Source organism: Pantoea agglomerans, from assembly GCF_021397715.1.
Taxonomy (GTDB): Bacteria; Pseudomonadota; Gammaproteobacteria; order Enterobacterales; family Enterobacteriaceae; genus Pantoea; species Pantoea astica.
Map to the genome: position 1 here is coordinate 2,476,009 of NZ_CP090207.1, position 22,494 is coordinate 2,498,502.

Annotated in this window: 16 protein-coding genes; 8 read left to right on the top strand and 8 right to left on the bottom strand. The window is 60.3% G+C overall.

Annotated features, from left to right (window positions below; all coding sequences use genetic code 11):
- Window positions 1-96: 96 nt before the first annotated feature.
- The 7 genes from cobA to LZU96_RS11840 all read right to left on the bottom strand — a co-directional run bounded on the left by cobA (window position 97) and on the right by LZU96_RS11840 (window position 12,002).
- The gene (gene cobA, locus LZU96_RS11810; RefSeq protein WP_233984514.1) at window positions 97-915 is read right to left on the bottom strand and encodes a uroporphyrinogen-III C-methyltransferase; all 819 of its coding nucleotides are present in this window, start codon (window positions 913-915) and stop codon (window positions 97-99) included.
- On the bottom strand, window positions 912-3,530 hold the full coding sequence (locus LZU96_RS11815) for a nitrate reductase (RefSeq protein WP_233984515.1): 2,619 nt from the start codon (window positions 3,528-3,530) through the stop codon (window positions 912-914). Before LZU96_RS11815 ends, cobA begins: the two co-directional genes overlap by 4 nt.
- Window positions 3,527-7,594 (bottom strand): nitrite reductase large subunit NirB, encoded by a 4,068-nt coding sequence (gene nirB / locus LZU96_RS11820; protein WP_233984516.1) that lies wholly within the window; start codon window positions 7,592-7,594, stop codon window positions 3,527-3,529. The genes LZU96_RS11815 and nirB overlap by 4 nt, the downstream gene beginning before the upstream one ends.
- Window positions 7,595-7,604: 10 nt before the next feature.
- On the bottom strand, window positions 7,605-8,393 hold the full coding sequence (locus LZU96_RS11825; RefSeq protein ID WP_233984517.1) for an ABC transporter ATP-binding protein: 789 nt from the start codon (window positions 8,391-8,393) through the stop codon (window positions 7,605-7,607).
- A 10-nt stretch (window positions 8,394-8,403) separates the two neighbouring features.
- Complete coding sequence (ntrB, locus tag LZU96_RS11830; RefSeq protein ID WP_233984518.1) at window positions 8,404-9,276, bottom strand: nitrate ABC transporter permease; 873 nt, start codon at window positions 9,274-9,276, stop codon at window positions 8,404-8,406.
- Window positions 9,277-9,287: 11 nt separating this feature from the next.
- Window positions 9,288-10,532, bottom strand: a complete 1,245-nt coding sequence (locus LZU96_RS11835; protein WP_233988190.1) for a CmpA/NrtA family ABC transporter substrate-binding protein — start codon at window positions 10,530-10,532, stop codon at window positions 9,288-9,290.
- A gap of 261 nt (window positions 10,533-10,793) precedes the next feature.
- Window positions 10,794-12,002 (bottom strand): nitrate regulatory protein, encoded by a 1,209-nt coding sequence (locus LZU96_RS11840; protein ID WP_233984519.1) that lies wholly within the window; start codon window positions 12,000-12,002, stop codon window positions 10,794-10,796.
- Window positions 12,003-12,491: 489 nt separating this feature from the next.
- On the opposite strand from LZU96_RS11840, the gene LZU96_RS11845 reads away from it, so the two are divergent.
- The 8 genes from LZU96_RS11845 to LZU96_RS11880 all read left to right on the top strand — a co-directional run bounded on the left by LZU96_RS11845 (window position 12,492) and on the right by LZU96_RS11880 (window position 21,501).
- Complete coding sequence (locus tag LZU96_RS11845; RefSeq protein WP_233984520.1) at window positions 12,492-12,983, top strand: SH3 domain-containing protein; 492 nt, start codon at window positions 12,492-12,494, stop codon at window positions 12,981-12,983.
- Between the two features lie 85 nt (window positions 12,984-13,068).
- Window positions 13,069-14,286 (top strand): type IVB secretion system protein IcmH/DotU, encoded by a 1,218-nt coding sequence (icmH, locus tag LZU96_RS11850; RefSeq protein WP_233984521.1) that lies wholly within the window; start codon window positions 13,069-13,071, stop codon window positions 14,284-14,286.
- Window positions 14,286-16,400 carry a type VI secretion system membrane subunit TssM gene (tssM, locus tag LZU96_RS11855; RefSeq protein ID WP_233984522.1) on the top strand — a complete coding sequence of 705 codons (2,115 nt, stop codon included), beginning with the start codon at window positions 14,286-14,288 and terminating at the stop codon, window positions 16,398-16,400. Before icmH ends, tssM begins: the two co-directional genes overlap by 1 nt.
- A 13-nt stretch (window positions 16,401-16,413) precedes the next feature.
- Entirely contained in the window at window positions 16,414-17,112 is a 699-nt protein-coding gene (gene tagF, locus LZU96_RS11860; protein WP_233984523.1) for a type VI secretion system-associated protein TagF, read from the top strand.
- Between the two features lie 36 nt (window positions 17,113-17,148).
- Entirely contained in the window at window positions 17,149-18,285 is a 1,137-nt protein-coding gene (tagH, locus tag LZU96_RS11865) for a type VI secretion system-associated FHA domain protein TagH (protein ID WP_233984524.1), read from the top strand.
- Window positions 18,282-19,058 (top strand): PP2C family protein-serine/threonine phosphatase, encoded by a 777-nt coding sequence (locus LZU96_RS11870; RefSeq protein WP_233984525.1) that lies wholly within the window; start codon window positions 18,282-18,284, stop codon window positions 19,056-19,058. The genes tagH and LZU96_RS11870 overlap by 4 nt, the downstream gene beginning before the upstream one ends.
- A gap of 14 nt (window positions 19,059-19,072) precedes the next feature.
- Complete coding sequence (locus tag LZU96_RS11875; RefSeq protein WP_233984526.1) at window positions 19,073-20,026, top strand: hypothetical protein; 954 nt, start codon at window positions 19,073-19,075, stop codon at window positions 20,024-20,026.
- Window positions 20,027-20,070: 44 nt separating this feature from the next.
- Window positions 20,071-21,501, top strand: a complete 1,431-nt coding sequence (locus tag LZU96_RS11880; RefSeq protein WP_233984527.1) for a serine/threonine protein kinase — start codon at window positions 20,071-20,073, stop codon at window positions 21,499-21,501.
- An 87-nt stretch (window positions 21,502-21,588) separates the two neighbouring features.
- Here LZU96_RS11880 and LZU96_RS11885 read toward each other — a convergent pair whose 3' ends face one another.
- A complete protein-coding gene (locus LZU96_RS11885) occupies window positions 21,589-22,266 on the bottom strand; it encodes a gamma-glutamylcyclotransferase (protein WP_233984528.1) in 678 nt (225 codons plus the stop codon).
- Between the last annotated feature and the right edge of the window lie 228 nt (window positions 22,267-22,494).

Sequence of the window (22,494 nt, forward strand, 5' to 3'; positions counted from 1 at the left end):
CTCACCAAAACGCGTACTCCAGCCCGCCGGGCAGGCACTTACTGACCACTGCACCTGTCTCACAGCCCGCTCCGTCGCACGGTTAGCCCCCTGACCTCAACACGCGGCAACGCGCGCCAGCGCACCCACCTGCAAATCAGCACGGTAATAACGCACCACCTCACCGACCAGCAACAGCGACGGCGACACCGGCTTCTCCTGAGCTACCGTCTGTGCCAGCCCGGCCAGCGTGGTAATCAACACCCGCTGATCCGGCCGGGTGCCGTTCTCAATGATCGCCACCGGCGTCTCTGCATCACGCCCCTGAGCCTGCAGTTGCGCACTGATCGAGGCACTCCAGCTCAGGCCCATATAAAACACCAGTGTCTGATTGTCCGCCGCCACGGCGGCGGCATCGAGTTGCGGCTCCCCGCTACGCCCGTGCCCGGTAATCAGCCGCAAAGACTGCGCACAATCACGGTGCGTCAACGGAATACCGCTGGCCGCCGCACAGCCGACCGCAGCAGTAATCCCCGGCACCACTTCACAACGGATCCCGGCCTGCTGCAGACTCACCATCTCCTCTCCGCCACGACCAAAAATAAAGGGATCGCCGCCTTTCAGCCGGATAACATCCCGGCCACTGTATGCCAGATCGATCAGCAGCTGATTGATCTGCGCCTGCTTCAGACCGTGCTGCCCAGGCTGTTTACCGACATCAATACACAAGGCGCTCTCCGGCACTTCCGCCATCACCGCCTCGCTCACCAGCCGGTCATAGACCACCACCTCAGCGCAATGCAGTAACCGCAACGCTTTCACCGTCAGCAACTCAACATCACCCGGCCCGGCACCGACTAACCACACTGCACCCTGCTGCGGAACAACGCCCTGTGGCGTCAGTAATTTATCGAGCGATTCAATGGCCAGCGTCATGATTCCTCCGTTACCGATTCGGAAAGCAACAGCTGTTTCAGTTCCGGAATGCAGGAACCGCACTGCGTGCCGCATTTAAGCCTCTCACCTAGCGCCTGAGTCGTATCACACCCCTGCGCCACCGCCTGCAAAATGGCCTGTTCGCCAACCACCATGCAACTGCAGATAATCCGCCCCGCCGCCTGGCCCTGCGCGGCCTGACCTGCCAGTAAACGGTGCCGCCGAAACGCATCCGGTGGCGCAGCCTGAAACGCGGCAGCGACTAAATCGTGATCGACATCCGGCAACCTGGCCCCGGCATAAAACGCCCGTTGCAGCACGCCGTCGCGCCATGCCAGCACCCGATAATCACTGCCGCTGCCGCCCGCGACCTGCAACTGACACCCGGTGAGATCATCATGCGCAGCCAGCCAGGCTTCCGGCGCGCCCTCGCCCGCGACCACATAGCGCTGCACCCCGGCGTAGGGTGAGCGTGCCCAGTAACGTAATCCCGCTGGCGACGTCACCGCGGGCTGCCATAACCAGCCCTGCCAGCTCACCGGCAACGGCATAATCCGCACCGGCGTCTGTTTCAGCGCCGGTTGCTGTGAAAACGGACAGCCTCGTGCGGCGACCAACATATCGACATGGCTCTGCTGACTGAACTGACGGTTCCAGTGCATCGGCACAAACAGCTCTCCGCACCGCAGCCCGCGATCAATCGTCACCCGGACGCTGATCCAGCCCGCAACCGACTGCACCCGCGCCAGCGCCCCTGCCGTTAACCCATAACGGGCCGCATCGGCCGGATGAAGCGCCACAAAGGGTTCGTCACAATGCTGCATCAGCCGCGGCACCAGCCCGGTACGGGTCATGGTATGCCACTGATCGCGCACCCGTCCGGTATTCATCAGTAACGGATAAGCCGCCTCGCGTGACATCACCGCGGGCGTTGCCGGCACCCACAGTCGTGCCTTACCATCAGGATAATAAAACCGCCGATCGCGAAACAATCGGGCGCAACCCTCGGGATGTTCAGCATTCACCGGCCACTGAACCGGACGCAACGCATCCCAGCCAGCATCACTTAACTGCGCCAGCGCGCTGATATCAAACGCTCGTCGACCACCGTTCTCAAAGCCCGACAGCGCCGCGTGTTCACGAAAAATCGCCGCCGGATGCTGCCAGTCAAATCCATCAAAACCTAAACGCCGGGCCACCTGGGCCAGCAACCACCAGTCGGGACGGGCATCGCCAGGCGCGGCGGCAAAGGCGCGCTGACGCGAAATCCGCCGTTCGGAATTGGTCACGGTGCCATTTTTCTCGCCCCAGCCCTGGGCCGGTAGCAGGATGTCAGCAAACGCACTGGTATCGGTGTGCGCCATGATGTCCGACACAATCACCAGCGGACAAGCCGCCAGCGCCTGCGCCACCCGATTGCCCTCAGGCATCGACACCGCCGGATTGGTGCCCATAATCCAGACTGCTTTCACCTCGCCGCGCGCAATAGCCTGGAACAGATCCATCGCCGTCAGACCAGGCTGACGGGCAATGGTCGGACTGCGCCAGAAACGCTGCACCCGATCACAGTCAGCCGGGTCAAATCCCATGTGCGCCGCCAGCTGATTGGCCAGCCCACCCACTTCACGGCCGCCCATCGCATTTGGCTGTCCGGTCAGCGAAAACGGGCCGCAGCCTGTCCGGCCGATTTTGCCGCTTAACAGGTGTGCATTGAGAATCGCCTGGTTGTTATCACTGCCGGTCACCGACTGATTAATCCCCATGCACCACAGCGTCAGTACCCGATCGGTGCCACTGAACAGCGTAAAAAACGCCGTGACCTGCTGCAGTGTCAGATCGCACTGCTCGGCGACGTGCGCAATCTCCCACGGCTCTGCCGCCGCCAGGGTCTCTTCCACGCCGCTCAGATGGGGCAGCATCGTCTGATCGATGCCGCCCTGCGTTGCCAGCCAGCGCAGCAGACCGGAAAACAGCAGCGTATCGCTGCCAGGACGCAGCGGCAGATGCAGATCGGCCAGATCGCAACTGGCGGTGCGGCGCGGATCGATCACCACCATCCGCATTTCCGGACGCTGCTGTTTCGCCTGTGCCAGCCGCTGCCAGATCACCGGATGTGCCCAGGCAGCATTGGAACCGACCAGCACCACCAGATCGGCCTGCTCCAGATCCTCATAACAGCAGGGCACCGCATCCGCACCGAACGCCCGCTTATAGCCAATCACCGCCGACGCCATACAGAGCCGCGAATTGGTATCGATATTGGCGGCGCCGATATAGCCCTTCATCAGCTTATTGGCGACGTAATAATCCTCGGTCAACAGCTGGCCGGAGCCATAAAACGCCACCGCCTGCGGACCATAACGATCCATCACTTCTCTTAATCCCTCTGCCGCGGCATCCAGCGCTGCATCGAGCGTCACTGGCTGGCCGTTGACCTGCGCGGTAAGCAACCGTCCCTGTGGCGTCAGCGTCTCGCCTAACGCAGTGCCCTTAACGCACAGCCGCCCGGCGTTGGCCGGATGCTGGGGATCGCCCATCACCTGCGCCCGATGATTGTCCTGCGGCGTGACGCAGACGCCACAGCCGACGCCGCAATAGGGACAGGTGGTCTTCATGATGCCTGCGCCAGCTGATTAATCGGGCGATTGGCCAGCCAGATCTGCCCCGCTTCCAGCTTCACCGGCCAGCAGCGTAACTGATGCTGCGGATTATCCAGACTCTGACCGTCCCGCAGACGCACACGCTGCTTGTAGAGTGGCGAAATCACCACAGGCTCACCGCCAACATCACCGAGGATACCGCGCGACAACACGCTGGCTTCGCTGCCCGGTTCACGATCTTCCAGCGCATAAAGCGCCTCGCCAAAGCGGAACAGGGCGATACGCTCGCTGCCCAGCCGCGCCCCGATACCCGCCTGCTGTGGCACCGCATCAAGGGCGCAGATCGCGCTCCAGGGTTCAGCGGGCAGTTGCTGCACCGGCCGGGATGTCGCTTCATCCGGCTGGCGCTGGCCGCGTACCCGGCTGTAATACAGACTCTCATCCGGTTGATCGCTGTTGACCGTCGGAGTAAACAGCGCAAGGCGTGACGCATCGGCCAGCGTGGTCTGCCATTCGCACTGGTAAGCCTCCACCACCTGCTGCATCTCCTGCTCCAGGGTGGCGGCCAGACCGAGGCTATCGTCGATCACCACCTGGCGGAGATAGTCGAGTCCGCCCTCCAGGTTATCCAGCCAGACGCTGGTACGCTGCAGACGATCGGCGGTACGGATATAAAACATCAGCAGTCGATCGACATAACGCAGCAAGGTGGCGTCGTCGAGATCGCTGGCGAACAGATCGGCGTGACGCGGCTTCATGCCGCCATTGCCGCAGACGTAGAGGTTCCAGCCCTTGTCGGTGGCGATCACCCCGATATCTTTGCTCTGTGCTTCGGCACACTCACGGGTGCAGCCGGAGACCGCCATCTTGATCTTGTGCGGGGCGCGCAGGCCCTTGTAACGATTCTCCAGCGCGATGGCGAATGCCGTCGAATCCTGTACGCCGTAGCGGCACCAGGTCGAGCCGACGCAGGACTTCACGGTGCGCAGCGATTTGCCGTAGGCGTGGCCGGTTTCAAAGCCGGCATCCAGCAGCGTCTGCCAGATAGCGGGAAGCTGTTCGAGCCGCGCCCCGAACAGATCGATGCGCTGCCCGCCGGTAATTTTGGTGTAGAGATCGTAACGCGCCGCCACTTCACCAATGGCAATCAGGCCTTGCGGAGTGATCTCACCGGCTGGCACGCGCGGCACCACCGAATAAGTGCCATCTTTCTGGATGTTGGCGAAGTAGCGATCGTTGGTGTCCTGCAGCGGCAGATGCGCCGGTTGCAGCAGATAATCGTTCCAGCAGGAGGCCAGTAACGAGGCCACCAGCGGTTTACACACTTCACAGCCGTGGCCTTTGCCGTGCGCCGCCAGCAGATCGTCAAAGGTTGTGATACCTTCCACCCGAATCAGGTGATAAAGCGCTTGCCGTGACCAGGGGAAGTGCTCGCAGATATCCGTCTTCACCTCGACGCCGAGGTTCGACAGCTGGTAGTCCATCACCTGTTTCACCAGCGCGGAACAACCGCCGCAGCCGGTGGCGGCTTTGGTGCAGCTTTTAATGCTGCTCATCTCACTGCAGCCACTTTTCACCGCGGCGCAGATATCGCCTTTGCTGACGTTATGACAGGAGCAGACCTGAGCACTGTCAGGCAGCGCGGCTACGCCGGGCGCTTTGGCCGGTGCGCCCGCCAGCTGCGGCAGGATCAGACTCTCTGGCGCGGCAGGCAGCGGCAACGCATTCAGCATCATCTGCAGCAGCGTGGCGTAATCGCTGCTGTCACCCACCAGCACGCCGCCCAGCAACCGGCTGCCGTCGGCAGAAATCACGATTTTTTTGTAAATGCCCTTTGGACCGTCCGTCCAGTGATAACTCTGGCAGCCCGGGGCCCGCCCCTGTGCATCACCAAACGAGGCCACCTCGACGCCCAGCAGCTTGAGCTTCGTGCTCATGTCTGCACCGCTGAACGCACTGGGTTCCGCCGCCAGATGGCCCGCCAGCACCCGTGCCATCTGATAGCCAGGTGCCACCAGACCAAAAATCTGCCCGTTCCACAGCGCGCATTCGCCGATGGCGTAGACCGCTTCATCGCTGGTCTGGCAACGATCGTTAATCTCAATACCGCCGCGCGGACCGAGCATCAGCCCGGCATCACGCGCCAGTTCATCACGCGGTCGGATGCCCGCCGAGAACAGCACCAGATCGCTGTGCAGGCTGCTGCCATCGGCAAAGTGCAGCAGCACGCTGCCGTCAGCTCGGGTCTCAATCTGCTCTGTCTGTTTTGAGGTATGTACCGTCACGCCGAGCGCCTCGATCTTCTGACGCAGCATTAACGCGCCGCCCTCATCCAGCTGCACCGCCATCAGGCGCGGCGCAAACTCCACCACGTGGGTTTCCAGCCCCAGTTGCCGCAGCGCATTCGCTGCCTCCAGACCCAGCAGCCCGCCGCCAATCACTACGCCGCGCTGACTGTGCCGGGCGCAGGCGGCAATCGCGTCCAGATCGTCCAGCGTGCGGTAGACGAAACAGCGTGCCGCGTCGTGGCCGGGAATCGGCGGCACGAAGGCGCGTGACCCGGTGGCCAGCACCAGCCGATCCCACGCCAGCTGGTTGCCCGCGCTGTCAGTCAGGCTACGCTGCGCCCGATCAACCGACACCACCTGGCAGCCGCTGCGCAGTTCAATACCGTGCTGAGCAAAGAAATCCGCCTCCACCAGAGAGAGGTCAGCCGCCTGCTTGCCGTTGAAATAGTCCGACAAATGTACCCGGTCATAGGCTGGCTGAGACTCTTCGCCATACACCACAATCTGATAGTGCTGATGCAGTTCACGGGCGACCAATTGCTCAAGAAAATAGTGGCTGACCATGCCGTGACCGATCACGGCTAATAGAGGTTTACTCATCAGAAGGCTCTCTGCAGCCTGTGGCTGCGTTTCAGGTTGATCGGGATCGAACAGGGTCGCGAGGGTGGCGGATTCAGCGCGCTGCAGGCGGCCAAGCAGTGCGGCCCCCTGCTGGCTGTCACCAAACAGCAGCACGCCGTTGAGGCGTCCCTGTCGCAGAAAGAGACGACGATAATCGCCGGATATCGGATCAAAACTGCTGACCGACGGCGCTTCACGGATATCCCCGGCGCTGAACAGGGAAATGCCGCTGACTTTGAGCCGCGTGCCGCCGGGCTGCGTCCGGTAATCGGGTTCTGGCGTACCGGCCAGCTGCGCCGCCAGTACCTTCGCCTGTGCCAGACAGGGCGCCACCAGGCCAAAAGTTTCGCTCTCAATTTCACAGCACTCGCCGACGGCGTAGACACCGGGTACGGCGCTGCGTAGCTGGCGATCGACCAGAATACCGCGCTGACACGGCAGGCCCGCATCCCGCGCCACGGCCACCGCCGGTTCCACCCCAATGGCGATCACCACCTGGCTGGCCGCGCAATGGTGGCCATCGGTCAGCAGCACGCCCGCGGCAGTGATCGCCTGCACGCCGCTGTTCAGCGCACACCGTATGCCACGCTCGCGCAGCGCCGTCAGCAGCAGTTCGCCCGCTCTGGCATCCAACTGGCGATCGAGCAGGCAGCCTTTGTGATGAATCAGCGTCACTTCGCGTCCCTGGGCTCGCAGCGCCGCCGCCGCCTCAATACCGAGGAAACCGCCACCCAGCACCGCCACCGGACCGTGGCCCGCCAGCAGCCGCTCAACGTCACTGATGCAGCGGAAACTGCTGACCTGCGGCCGATCGATGCCTGGAATAGCTGGCAGGCGCGGCTGCGATCCGGTGGCGAACACCAGCCGGTCCCAGCCCAGCTGACGCTGGTCGGTCAGCACCGTACGGGCCGCCAGATTGACCTGCTGCACCGTTTCGCCCGCCAGCAGCGTCACGCCGTGCTGCTGATACCACGACGTTGCATGGATCAGGGTCTCGCTGAAGCGCATCTCACCCGCCAGCACCGGTGATAACAGCACGCGGTTGTAGTTGCCATGCGGCTCGCGGCCAATCACCGTGATGGCGTAACGCTGCGGCGCCCGTTGCAACAGGCTCTCGACCAGCTGCATCGCCGCCATGCCATTCCCTATTACCAGCAGCCGTTGCGTCATAATGCGATCCTCACGCCGCCGTGGTCTGTTTTTCATACAGAAAGTGCAGCACCTGCTGGCGCAGCTGGTGATAGCGCGGCTCATCGGCCAGCGCGACGCGTGAACGCGGACGCGGCAGGTTGACCGGCAGGATCTCACCGACTCGCGCTGCTGGGCCGTTGGTCATCATCAGTACCCGATCGGACAACAGCACCGCCTCATCGACGTCATGGGTAATCAGCACGATGGTGGTGTTCAGCTCCTGCTGAATGCGCATCACGCTGTCCTGCAGGTGGGCGCGGGTCAAGGCGTCCAGCGCGCCAAACGGCTCATCCAGCAGCAGCACACGCGGCTTCATCGCCAGCGCCCGCGCGATGCCAACCCGCTGCTTCATGCCGCCGGAAATTTCACCCGGCCGCTTGTGCATCGCATGGCTCATCTGCACCCGATTCAGGTTGTGCTCAATCCAGTCCTGCATTTCCGCTTTACTCAGCCTGCCTTTAAACACCTGCTGTACCGCCAGCTCAACGTTCTGAAACGCCGTCAGCCACGGCAGCAGCGAATGGTTCTGAAACACCACCGCCCGCTCCGGCCCCGGACCGCCGATCTCACGGTTATCACACAGCAATACGCCGCTGCTGGGCCGGCTCAGTCCGGCAATCAGGTTCAGCAGCGTCGATTTTCCGCAGCCGGAATGGCCGATCAGACTCAGGGTTTCGCCTTCGTGAATATCAAAACTGACGTTATCCAGTGCCAGGAATTCACCGCTGGCGGTATTGAAGCGCTGGCTGACCTGCTGGACGCGTATAATGTGTGTCATGGTGAACTCCTTATTTATCCCAGCTAAAACGACGTACCAGCAGCATCAGGCCCTGCTCCAGCAACAGGCCGACGCCGCCGATAATCAGGATGGCGATCAGAATGTTTTCCACGTTGAGGTTGTTCCACTCGTTCCAGATCCAGAAGCCGATACCGAGTCCGCCGGTCAGCATTTCAGCGGCGACAATCACCAGCCACGCAATGCCAATCGACAGGCGAACCCCGGTCAGCACGGCGGGCAGCACCGCCGGCAGCAGGATGCGGCGCATCACGGTCCACTCGGAAAGCTGCAGCACCCGCGCCACATTGAGGTAATCCTGCGGAATGCGTTGTACCCCTTCGGCGGTGTTGATGATCATTGGCCAGATCGAACAGATGAAAATGGTCCAGCTGGCGGCAGGCTCAGCGCGCTGAAACAGCAGCAGGCCAATCGGCAGCCAGGCCAGCGGACTGACCGGGCGCAGCAAGGCGATAATCGGATTAAACATCCGCGCCATAAACAGAAACCGACCGAGCAGAAAACCGGCGGGAATACCCACCAGGGCGGCCAGGCCGAAGCCGATAGCGACACGCTGCAGTGACGCCAGCACGTTCCAGCCGATACCCTGATCGTTGGGGCCATTGCTGTAGAACGGATCGGCAAACAGAATCTGCGCCGCCTGCCAGGTGGCGTACGGCGTTGGAAAAGCCGGCGCCGATAGCGCAGCGATTTGCCACACCAGCAGCAGCAACAGCATCCCACCAGCGACCGGAATAGCCCGCTGGATCAGCGGACGCAGGCGGGCCGGTCTGGCGGCGGCTTTCGGGGTAATCTGCAACGGGATCACGGTGGCACTGCTGTCGGTCTGCACCGGCTGCGCCAGGGCGCGCGCGTCAGTTTTCATGGCATCCTCTCTTAACGTTTGATGGCGAAACTGGCGGCATAGGCGGCAGGATTGCTGCCGTCCCACACTTTGCCGTCGATGAGGGTACTGCTGCGCATCTCTGTGGCGGGCAGCGCGATCTGGCCGACCGCACTGGCGGCCTGTTTATAGATGTCGATACGATTAATCTGGCGCGCGACGGCCTGATAATCGGGATCGCGGGTCAGCAGCCCCCAGCGCTTCATCTGGGTCAGAAACCACATGCCGTCGGAGAGCCAGGGGAAACTGACGTTGCCGTCACCAAAGAAGCGCATCGGGTGCGCATCCTGCCACGACTGACCGAGCCCGTTCTGATACTGCCCCAGCATCCGTCCCTGTAACGTCTCAACTTTGGTATTGATCCAGGCGCGTCCGGCTAATACCTGAGCCGTTTCGCGGCGGTTATCGTCGGAGGCGTCAATCCAGCGGGCGGCGTCCAGTACTGCCGCCGTGAGGGCACGGGCGGTGTTGGGGTTCTCTTTGACCCACTGCGCACGGGTGCCGAGGATTTTCTCCGGATGTTCAGGCCAGATCTGCTGGCTGGTGGCGGCGGTAAAGCCGATGTTGTCGCTGATGGCACGCTGGTTCCACGGCTCACCGACGCAGAAGCCGCTCATGTTGCCAATTTTCATGTTCATCACCATCTGTGGCGGCGGCACAACCACAGTGCGCACATCCTCAAACGGGTTGATGCCAGCATTAGCCAGCCAGTAATAGAGCCACATGGCATGGGTGCTGGTAGGAAAGGTGTGGGCGAAGGTCAGGCTGCCTTTGGCCTGGCTCTCCACCGCCTTTTTCAGGCTGGCCGCGTCGGTCACGCCGCTGGCTTTCAGCTGGTTCGACAGGGTGATCGCCTGGCCGTTGTGGTTGAGCGTCATCAGGTTAGCCATGTCGTGTTGCGGACCGGCCACGCCGAGCTGTAACGCGTAGATCATGCCGTATAACACGTGCGCCGCATCCAGTTCACCGGAAGTCAGTTTGTCGCGCACTGCCGCCCAGCTCGCCTCTTTACTGGCCTGAAGGCTCAGGCCATATTTTTTATCGAAGCCTTTAACGGACGCCATCACCACCGGCGCGCAGTCAGTGAGCGGAATAAAGCCGACCCGGACCTCGGCTTTTTCGGGTGCATCTGATCCCGCCGCCCAGACGGCATTGCGTAATCCTGGGATAACCCAGGCCGCACCCAGCGCGGCCCCGGAAATCAGTAACTGGCGTCGTGAGACTGGCATTTTGCTCATCATATGGCCCCTGAACAGGAATAAAAAAAGGCGTCCTCCGACATGCCGAAGCATGCGGATGGACGCCTTTATCCAAAGCACTGGCCCCACCGCCGTTGGCAGGAACAATGCGTACTGTCTGTAAGGTTAAGCAAACAGCGTGCCAGACTCCCTGCCCACGCGCTATCAGGCCTCCCGCCTCAGGAGTGGTGGAAAAATAACCGTTTTTGCACTCCCCTGACGCAGCGTGCGCACAAGCGTTGTGCAGCTACCTCTTACGGGTTAAACGCTGAGCGTCGCGGCGACGGCCAGCACCGCTTGTGCGATCTCCACGACCTTTTTGTTCTGGTTCATGGCGCTTTTACGCAGTGCCTGCCAGGCCGCTTGTTCACTGAAACCGTGCTGCTGCATCAGCCAGTGCTTGGCCTGTTCAATGATCCGGCGCTCATCAAGTGACGCGCGCATAGCGGCCAGTTCATCAGCCTGCTGCTGCAAGCGCTGCTGCTGTTCGCCAATCAACGACAGTACCGAACGCCCAAGCTGCGGTGCCAAACCATCGCTGTCCAGCGTGGCCGCGCCGGGCAGCCAGTCGGCACCGGAAACATAAAGCGCAAAACTGCTGTTTCCCTGCGCGGGGGTCAGCGGCAATGCCGCCTGGTCAATCGCGGTGCGGCAACGCAGCATCAGGGTAGCGGAGAGACCATCTTCGACCCTTTTCATCTGATCGAGCCGCTCAGAGAGCAGTGAAAACCAGTTCAGCGCGCCAGATTCTTCGCCGGTGCCGCCGGTGCAGGCGATGCGCCGTAGCCGCTCGATATCCCGGCTGGCCTGCGCCAGCGGCTGCCACTGGGTACAAGCTTCAGCATCGGCAAACTGGCTAAAGGTGGTGAAGCTCTGCTCCTGGGCGGCAATCAGCGCCACCATCTGGCTGCGCTGGTCGGCAGTGAACTGCCCGGCCGCAAAGCCAGCGGACCCAATGGCGCGCTCCTGTCCGGCCAGCTCTTTGCCCTGCATAAAGCTGAATAGTGCTATCAGGGCTCGGGAAATATCGGGATGGCTGGCAGTGTCTGCCGCTTCAAAGACCAGATTGAGTAAGGTGCGGATCACCTGATTAAACGCCGCCATTGCCGTTACCTGAGTCAGCGTTTCTTCAGCGATCTGCTGTCGTAGCGCGGGCAGCTCGCTCAGCGCCTGCAACGCGGCGGCAATCAGGTGACAGAAGCGGCTGTAGCCCGGCTGCGCCACGGCGGGCGGTAGCGCCTGATAAAAGTGCTGCAGGCAGGCGCTGACATCCTGCTGACGGGCGAGCCGCTCAGTGCTAAACAGCCGCCCATGAGAACAGATCCAGATATTACTGGCCCCGCGTTCCCGCTGCAGCTGGTGAACCAGCTCACTGACCGCAGTAATCAGTTGTCCGGTCTGGAGTAGCCGTTGCAGGCTGGCAATATCGCTTTCCCGTGATGCACGTAGCCAGGTCAGGGCGTCTCTCATTGCTCACCTCTCATCGCCATAAAACACTTTTTAAGCAAAAGCCGTGCCGCTTTCGGCGCATAAGCGGGATGAGACGGACCCGGAAATTCCGATTTTAATAAGATTATTAAGGCAAACGGATAAAATTTTCTGGTAATAAGTGATTAGAAAAACTTAATAGTTTCCAATTGAATTCAATGCATGGCAAGATGCGCGGCAACATTCACAACCGGTTTGCGGTCGCGATAATTCAGTTCGCTTTAACTATTGTAAAGCATGGCGCTTTTCCTGCGCCCTGGCTTAGCGGTAACGCGCCCGCTATCACGCATCGGCAGCCGGTGCAATGGTTTGAATTCTCAAAAGTCTTAGGTAGACTGAACGCAGTACTATCCCGATGTAATCTGACCTTTTTTTGAATGTCAGAACGTTGGCCCACTGCGGTGCCAATGTCGGCCTTCCCCTGCGTCGGGCCAGGCAATATGCAGATACTTTGATGAGATCACGAGGAACATGGTGAAAAAGAGTCTTGCGTTAACACTGCTGGCGGTCCTTACCCTGGCAGGCTGTAAGGCCCCGCCGCCGCCCGTCACTGATGACACGCTGGTGACCAGCGAAATTAATGGCGTCAAACTGGTTCATCGGCACGCCGTGGCGCCGCCGACTGAATTTGAGCCGGTCAACCAGACCTGGCGGGCGCTATACGGTGCGTCAGTTATGACCACGCCCGATTATGGCGGCAAAGTGGTTCGCTATCTCGAAACGAGTAAACCGTTTGAAGTATTAGGCAATGTGGAAAATCACTGGCTGGCGATTGCTGACCAGGCTGACGGCCCGATGATCGGTTACGTCCCGTTAAAAGCGGGTGTGGAAAGCAGTCGTTATGATGCAACGGTGCTTAGCGATCGTCCCCGTCCCCGCAAAACGAAACAGGTCTGTGTCGCCGTTGGCGGTGCCAGTAAAGCGTGCCGCACTAACGATACCGCGACCTGGATCTTAGACTAAACATGAAATCCGGCGCATATTGCCCGCAGCACCGTCCTGGGCTGCGGGTACAGGGATTTGCCATTGGCTGGAAGATCACGAATTAATGACTGTGGAATCCCCTGCGCGTGAGGTCATCCCCTCAGGCAATGAGAATCTATTACTTCAGGCTGCAGCACCACTGCTGAACGCGGTGGTGCAAATTCGTCAGTCAGCCACCCATGACGACCCCGCGGGCTTACGCCAGTCGCTTATTGATGAGATCCGCCTGTTCGAACAGCGTTGTAAACAGGCGGGTTTGCCGTTTGAGATGATTATCGGCGCACGCTACTGCGTCTGTAGTGCGCTGGATGAAGCGGCGGCACAAACCCCGTGGGGGACGCGCGGCGTCTGGTCTGGCAACGGTATGCTGGTGACGTTTCACAATGAGAGCTGGGGCGGCGAGAAATTTTTTCAGCTGCTGTCACGCATTTCACAAAGCCCGCAACAGCACCTCTGGCTGCTGGAGGTGGTGCACTACTGTCTGCTGCTGGGCTATGAAGGCCGCTATCGCGGCAGTGAAAACGGTCGCGCCCAGTGCGACGGCATCCGCAAGCGATTGAAAAGCCTGATTGACGAAACGCGCGCGCAGCGTCAGACGCCGCAGCCACCGCTGGTGGAGGTGCATCCGCTGGTCAGCACGCTGGCGCGGCCGATGGTGCCGCTGTGGGCCTGCGCGATGCTGGTGGCGCTGATTGGCTGCCTGATCTATAGCGGCCTCAACTGGCGACTGGGTAATGCCGCCGAGCCGCTGCTGCGCGCCATCTACCAGACCCCATTGCCGCAGATTACGGCTGGCCGTCGTCCCTCCTCACCGCAGGCGCTGCTCGATCTGCGCCAGCGTCTGAATGATGTGATTGCCGCCGGTCAGCTGGAAGTCAGCGACGGCGCCTTCGGCAGCAAAGTGATTATCCCGGCGGATAAGCTGTTCGCCGAACAGGGCACGGTGATCAATCCGGTGGGCCGCGCCCTGCTGGCTCGTGTCTCGACGGCGATGAAAAATGTGAAAGGCGCTATCCTGGTGTCGGTGTTTACCGACGATCATCCGGTCGACAACAGCCGTTTTGCCTCCAGTTACGAATTTTCTTTCGCCCGCGCCCGCGCGGTCACGCAGTTGCTGCAGTCCCAACTGGCGGATGGCCATACGGTGCGCTCTGAAGGCCGCGGCGACAGCGACCCGCTGCTGCCGAATGACAGCAGCGAAAACCGAACCCGCAACCGCCGCGTTGAAATCACACTGTTTGCCGCGCCCGAAACGCTCAGTAATCATCAAGGAGCACAATAATGCGCGCTTCCGTTCGACTGCTTCTGACGCATCGATTGTTATGGAGTTTTATCGGCGTCACGGCGCTGAGCTGTCTGGTCTGGATGCTCGGGCCGCTCTGGTCGTGGGGCGAATCGCGCCCGCTGGAGCCGATCCTGCCGCGTCAGCTCACCGTCGCTGCGCTCTATTTTCTTTGGGTTCTGTTCCAGCTGATCCCCTCGCTTTATCGTGCCTGGTTTAACAGCCGGTTACTGACCCAGCTGCAGGCCGCCGGCAGCGACGATCCGGCTGAACGTCAGGTCACCGAGGAGCTGCTCAACCAGCGCTTCAGCGATGCAGCAATGCAGCTCAAACGGACCCAGTTTGGCCGTCGTCACGCTGGCGGTCTGCTGACGCGGTTCAATTCAAACTACCTTTATCAGCTGCCGTGGTATCTGGTGATGGGCGCACCGGGCGCCGGAAAAACCACCGCCCTGCTGAATGCCGGTCTGAATTTCCCGCTGACCGACACGCTGGGTAAAAATGCGATTCGCGGCGTGGGCGGCACCCGGAACTGCGACTGGTGGTTTACCGACAGTGCGGTGCTGATTGATACCGCGGGCCGCTACGCCCTGCAGGAGAGCCAGCGTGCGCGCGACGCCGCCGAGTGGCACAGCTTTATCAACCTGCTTAAACGTTACCGCACCCGTCAGCCGATTAACGGTGTGATCATGACCATCAGCGTCGCCGATCTGCTGAGTGACTCCGCTGAGGCGCGCTTTGCGCAGGCCAGCGCGCTGCGTGAACGCATGGCAGAACTGCATCAGCAGAGCGGCATCCATTTCCCGGTCTATGTGATGGTGACCAAAACCGACCTGCTGAAAGGCTTTATGAGTTATTTCGGCTCGGTGGACAAAGCGAAGCGTGATGCTATCTGGGGTTTCACCTTTAACTGGGACCTCGGCAAGCCGCATAAAGGTGACTGGCATCGCCATTTCGGCCAGCAGTTTCAGCGGCTGGAGCAGCAGCTACAGCAGCAGCTGGCTGACCAGATGACGCAGGAGCGCGATCTCAATGAGCGTGCTGAATGCTTCCTGTTTCCTCAGGAGTTTGCCTCGCTGCGTCCGCTGCTGAATGAGTACCTCGACATCGTCTTTTCCGATCATCAGGATGCGGTTGCCTGGAGTCCGCGCGGCCTGTTTTTCACCAGCGGTACGCAGGAAGGCCTGCCTTTTGACCGGGTGATGGGCGAGCTGAGCCGAAAATTGCAGCTGCGCCCGGCGGGTGACCATTCGATCGCCGCATGGGACAGCGTTAACCGCAATAGCCCGATTCCGGGTAACAAAGGACAGAGCTTCTTTATCCGCGATTTGCTCAGCGATCTGATCTTTAAAGAGAGCGGACTGGCTGGCAGCAACCGACGCTGGGAATACCGTAATCAGCTGTTTCACTGGATCGGCTATGGCGTTCTGGCCGGCGCTCTGCTGATTATGTCGAGCCTGTGGGGCATCAGTTACTACCAGAACCAGCACTATCTGGATCAGGTTGAGGCGCGGGTACCGGCTATTCGTGAGCAGAGCCAGCAGGTGATTCATCAGCCTGCTGATAATATTTTTGATCTGCTACCCTTTCTTAATAGCCTGGTGAAACTGCCGCTCTCAGACCGTTTTTCTCTCGATAATCCGCCGCTTACTATGCGGATTGGCTTATATCGCGGAACCCAGGTCAGCGATGCGGCCTGGGCACTTTATCAAAATGCGCTTAAGTCTTTACTGCTGCCGCGCGTGGCCCAGCAGATCACCAATATTCTGCGTAATGACCCAGGCGATGATAATGCGTATAGCCGCAATGCCCTGCGCGCCTATCAGATGCTCTATCAACCGCGTAATTACGATGGTGAATTTCTGCGTGCCTGGCTGCTGCAAAACTTACAGCGTTCGCTGCCCGATACGGTCAGCACCCGCGATCTTCAGCAGCTTGACTGGCACCTGAGTCAGCTACTGGATCAGCAGATTCAGTCATCGCCCTATGCACGTGATAATGCGCTGATGATGCGGAAACTTGCGGAAAATCTGAAAATTGCGGGGCAATCCGGCCCTGTGCTGGCGGTAACGCCCTCGCGCTCTGCACAGCGGTTGACCCTGCATAGCGAGTAATGGTGAGGTGAATATGGCTGCTTATACTGCCCCCGGCTGGTATGGCAAGCTGCCGTCTACCGGCGACTTTCTGCACCATCGGCTGAGCGAGCAACAGATCACCCCGTGGAACCACTGGTTCCAGCAGGGATTACTGCACTGGCATCAGCAGGACGACGCGGTGACCGCGAACTTTTTGCGCGCGCCGGTATGGAATTTTGTCTTGCCGATCACCCCGACCCGGCAACAGGTGCAGATGGGCTGTTTACTCCCCTCCTGTGACCGCGTCGGACGGGCCTGGCCGCTGCTGGCGCTGCACAGCTTTCCGCTCAGCCAGTGGCATCCGGCGCAGCTGACTATCTCGGGAGAGTGGTTTCAGGAGCTGGGTGCCACGCTGCTGCGTGCGGTACAGACGCCGCTTAATGGTGAGCAGCTTGAGCAGCAAATCCAGGCGCTGACGCCGCTGCTGGTGCCCGCCAGGCAGCCTTCGGACATTATGGATGTGATCGGGTTTCAGGATTTGCCCTGCACGCTGAGCTGGCGTGAAGTGGCTGAACGTTTCGATCCCCAGCAGCATATGAGCTACTGGTGGAGTAACCGCAGTGATGGTTTTGCCCACGCGACCCATAAGCACAGCGGCAACCTCACCGCACAACTGTTTTCGTTACTGTTTAACCCGGCGGCAGGTGCACAGCCGGGACGTAATGGCCTCTACCCACCGATGTTTGAGTAAGGCCGGTTGCGTTTGCCGTTCAATCTGGGATAACTCATGCAATTTACCATTGTGCAATGCACTACGGATGTTCCGGTTAAAACCGTCGTGTTTCAACCGCCTGGAGGCACCATTGGCCGCAGTCAGGACAACGATCTGGTACTGCCAGATGAGTCACGCGCCATTTCGCGTCTGCAGGCGCTGGTTCATGTGTCGCACGACGGCGAATGCCGGCTGACGAATCAGGGCAGTGTCACGCCGGTGGAGCACAACGGCATCACGCTCGGTCGCGGGATGCAGGTGCTGCTGAAGCATGGCGATGCGTTACGCATCGGCGACTATGCGCTGGACGTGCGCGATCCCGCCTGCCATCGCGAGCAGAGCGATCCTCTCGCGCTGTTTGCCGGTAACAGCGACCACCCGGCGAATCCGTTAGGCATTCACGAACATCATGAGGTGGAGGATCGCCTGATGGTGAATGAAAGCGCGCCGGTGCGGCACGAGCGCCACAATGATGCACGGCTGGCGATAGAACCGCAGGCCAACGAGCCGCGCCGTGCGCTCGCCTCCCAGCCGCAGGATCAGGATAAGCTGATTGCCGCGCTGCTGGACGGCATGGGGCTGAGCAACGGGCACGCGACGCCCATCGACGAAGAGCAGATGCGCATCACCGGCCGGATGCTGAGCCTGTTTTCGCAGGGTACGGTGGCGTTACTGTCGTCGCGCTCCATCCTCAAGCGCGGGGTGAAAGCGGACATGACGATGATCCTTAACGAGGCCAACAACCCCTTTAAGATCCTGCCTTCCGGTAAGACCGTGCTGATGCAGATGTATCAGAGCCAGATGCCGGGCTTTATGCCGCCCGAGCAGGCGGTACGCGATGCGCTGGTTGATCTGCAGGCGCATCAGCTGGGGATGATCGCCGGTATCCGCGCCATCATTGCGGCCATGCTGCAGTCGTTTAATCCGGCCCGACTGGAAGAGCAGGCCCGCGCCGACGGCATGCTGCCTAAGCTACCCTTCACCAGCCTCAAAAAGGCGGCGCTGTGGGATTACTTTACCCGCAACTATCAGCGTACCGCCGGCGAAATTGACGATGATTTCCATACCCTGTTTGGCGAAGCGTTTCTGCATGCCTATGACATGGAGGTCAATCAGTACAAAGATTCCCAGACGCGGGTAGATGAAGCATGAAGATCGTTTTTGCCAGCCGCTGCCAGCAAGGTCTGCGCGATGATAATCAGGATCGCACCGGTGCCGAGCTGGACGATCGCCGGGCCTGTTTTGTGGTCTGTGACGGCGTCGCCGGCCTCCCCGGCGGCGAGATGGCCGCGCAGCTGGTGCGTGACTGCCTGATTAGCCAGCTACAGCATTGCGAGCACTTTACCCCGGAGTTTACCCATCAGGCGATCGAACAGTGCCGGATTGCGCTGCACGAGGCACAGGGAAAGAATCCTAAATTTGCACGCATGAGCACCACCCTTGCGGCGCTGTTTATTGACCGCCAGAAACAGCGCGCATGGTGGGCGCACGCAGGTGATAGCCGGGTTTACCACTTCCGGCGTGGGGTGCTGCATGAGGTGACCCGGGACCACAGTCTGGCCCAGCAACTGAAAGAAGCGGGCTATGAAAATACCGGCATTAACAGTAATTTACTCTATAATGCGCTCGGCGCTGAACCGCCGCGTGCCGTCAGTTTTTCTCAGGAGATTGCGCTGGAAGATGGCGACGCGTTTCTGGTCTGCACCGATGGATTCTGGCTTAACCTGACCACCGGTGAAATGGAACAGGCACTGCGTATGGTTAACGCCTGCGAAGAGTGGCTGGCGCTGATGGAACAGGCGGTGAGCCGTAACGTGAAAAAAGATAATCTCAGCGCACTGGCGGTCTGGATTGGTGAGCCGGAAGAAGCGACATTGCTCTATTCACTGGCTGATTCGGCGCGCTTTCTGCCGCCTCGTTTTTGATTCCAAGGATTCTTATGAAACTGTGGTTGCCCGGCATCGCCACCTTACTGATCGCCTTTCACGCCCAGGCCGAAAATTATCGTGTGGTCTATTCGCCCAGCCTGGCGCTGGAGGTCTACATCGATAATGTGGTGAGCAAAGCGCCTGACGACTGGTGCAAGGAGACCTTGCCGCTGCGCATTGTCTCTGGCAAAAGTAAGGATTCGGCGGTGCTGACCACCTTTTTACCGCGCGTCGGCACCCTGCTGGCTAACCAGTGCGGCTTGCTGGATGTTATGCCGTGGCAGATGACCGACAAAGAGGGCGGTGTACTCGCCAGCGGCAGCGCCAGCAAGTTACAGAACTGGCGGCCGATTGTGATGGCGGACGCCACGGCCAGCGCCAGCGCCAGTAATGCCGCCCCGCTCGATCTGTCACGTCCGGCCAACAGCACGCCGCTGCAACATTTTGATCTGCCCAGCGGCTGCCATTTCCGCACCGCCTGGGATGAGAATGCCCAGACGATGTTTATCCCGGATGTCAGCAAGCAACAGTGCTCACCCGACGGCTGGGTCGAGGGCAAAAGTGAGCTGACGCTGGCCACGCCGGATCATACGACGCCGGTGGCAGTGACCTTTTATCAGGGCTATCCGATCGCCAATCTGGCCATCCCGGACAGCAAACTGGAGGTCATTGCGGCGAATAATCAGCGCATGATCGTCACCCGCGCCGAAGCGCCCGATAGCTGGCTGGTGCTGCCGTTTGACAGCCAGCAACATGTCTGGCGCTTTAATGGAACCTTGTTGATTAAGATGGATAAGAATGCTGCGCAGCAGGACGCTGACGCTGTGAAATCGCGGGTTGAGACTTTGCGCGGCCAATGGGCGCCGCATTTCATGCCACAGCAAAAAGTGAATGTGTTACTCATCGACACCCTGCACGCGGATCTGGTTGATCCTGCCATTGGTGCCTGGCGTAACATCAATTAATTACCGCGCAGCCTGGCGAGCAGGCCGTGTTCAGAGAGTTCACTATGTCGGCAAATGATAATCAGAAAACGGTTCCGAATGCCCTGCCGGACGGATACCGCTTTAACGAGTTTGAGATCAAGGAAGTGATTGGTGGCGGCGGTTTCGGCATCGTCTATCGCGCGTGGGATCACCAGCTGGAACGCACCATCGCCATCAAAGAGTACATGCCGGTTTCGCTGGCGGTGCGTGCGGCGGATTTAACCCTGGAACTGCGCGGCGAGCGCTTCCAGAAACTGTTTAACGCCGGGCTGAACAGCTTTATCCAGGAAGCACGTCTGCTGGCCCGCTTTAACCATCCCGGCCTGCTGCACGTATTGCGCTTCTGGGAGCAGAACGGCACCGCCTATATGGGCACGCTTTACTACAGCGGCATGACGCTGAAAGAGTGGCAGCTCACCAGCCCGGAGTCGATTTCCGAAGCCTGGATTCGTCGTCTGCTGCCGCCGCTGCTGGGCGCCATCAGCACCATTCATCAGGCGGGCTATCTGCATCGCGATATCTCGCTGGATAATATCCAGATTCAGGAAAACCAGCTGCCGGTGCTGCTGGATTTCGGCTCGGCGCGCAAAGAGATCGGCAATCTCTCCGATGAAACCGAAATCATGCTGAAGCCCGGTTTCGCCCCGATTGAGCAGTACAGCGAAGAGGGAGAGGTTGAACAGGGCCCGTGGACGGATATCTACGCGCTCGGTGCCGTGCTGCACAGCCTGATCACCGGTAATCCCCCGCCGGTCAGCGTGGTGCGCTGCATTGAAGATAACTATCAGCCGCTGGTTGAACGTCAGCCAGAAGGGTATTCGCTGCCGCTGCTGCATGCGATTGACTGCGCGCTGGCGATGAAGCCGGGCGATCGTCCGCAAACTATCGATGCGTTTGCGGCGCTGATTGATCTGCCGGTCAGTGATGTTGAAGCCGTGGTTAACAGTTTCCCGATACCGGGCGAAAGTCCTGCCGTCGTGGAAGAGGAGCCGGTCGAGACGCCAGCCCCGGTAGTAATGGCGGTGAATCACGGTGCCGCCGCCGCCGAGCCGGTTACGCCGCGCACCGTGCGCCGACTGTCGCCAGGATTGCTGGGCACAGCGGCCGTTGCGCTGCTGGCGGTGGTGGCTGCAGTCTGGCTGGCGAATCGTCACGCTGCAACACCGGAACCGGTCAGCCATGCACCGGTTGCCGCCACCGGTGCGCCCGCAGCGGCAGCGCCGGCCACCGACGCGCCAGCAGTGCTGGCGACGGTTTATCTCAAGCTGGAAAGCGGTGAAAACGTGGTGCTCAACGGACAGCAGGTGGAAGTTAAACCGGGCAGCAGCGGCTTTGCCGCGCTGAATCTGGCGGCCGGACAGTATCGCATTGAAGTGCATAACGGCAGCGTGACCCACACACAATCGCTGACCATTGATAAGCCAGGCACCTGGCTGATTAATCCGGCCAACTGAGGTGAGGTAAGGCGGGAACGTAACCGCCAGCTCACCGTTTCCCCTGCTGCCAGAGGGCGGCAGGGGAAACGGGTTACGGTTACGGCGTCAGGCCTGCTTCAGGCAATGGCTTTGTTGTAACGTCCGTACCTGATGGGCCAGCCGGCTCAGACTCTCCTCTTCCATGCCGCGTCGGGTCAGCTCTTCTTCCAGCGAAAACAGATACTGGGCATTGGAACCCAGCGGGCCACTGGCAGCGGCAATCAGTGGGGCGATCGCCTCCGGGCAGGAGTCCGATTCATACAGCGGGTGACGCGGGTCCATAATAAAGGTCAGTGCCGTCACGCTGCGGCCATCATCCAGCTGCAGTTCGCACCAGGTCGGCAGATAGCAGCCGGTAATCATCTCGCGTTTCCACAGCAGCGCCAGCTCCTCATGCAGCCGCGCCTCCGGCAGGCGAAACGCCAGACCGCTGGTGCGACCGCCCTGTTTCAGCGCCAGCATCCGGCCGGGATGCGTGGCGGTGCCGCGTCCGGCAATCAGCCGCAAACAGAAAGCGCGATGCCAGCCTTCCAGCCAGCCGGAAGCCACCTCATCCGCTTCAAAGATCGGGTTCCACATCAGAGAGCCGTAACCAAAGATCCAAACCGGGCTGTGATCGGGACGGCAGGCCAGCGTAGCCGCCAGCGACGCCGCGCGCTGCTCGCAACTCCAGAGCAGCGTCTCTTCGATATCACCGAACGACGTTTTACAATCCGCTTTTAAAAGAAATTCCCGGGTAAGCAATGCGACCTCCTCGACTATCACGGCGTCCTGTCCAGATGGCTCCTCTGTAATGATCACCAAAACGGCTTCGCGTTTCGTTCATAAAATTGACATTAATCCATTTACCGGACGGGTTTCAAGCGTGAGGTGGGTCGCAGGATAAAAAAAACCAGATAAACCTGATAGCGCAGAGGCAAAAAAGGACCAGATGTTTCTGGCCCTTTGCTGAAATCCGTCTACCTGCCGGCG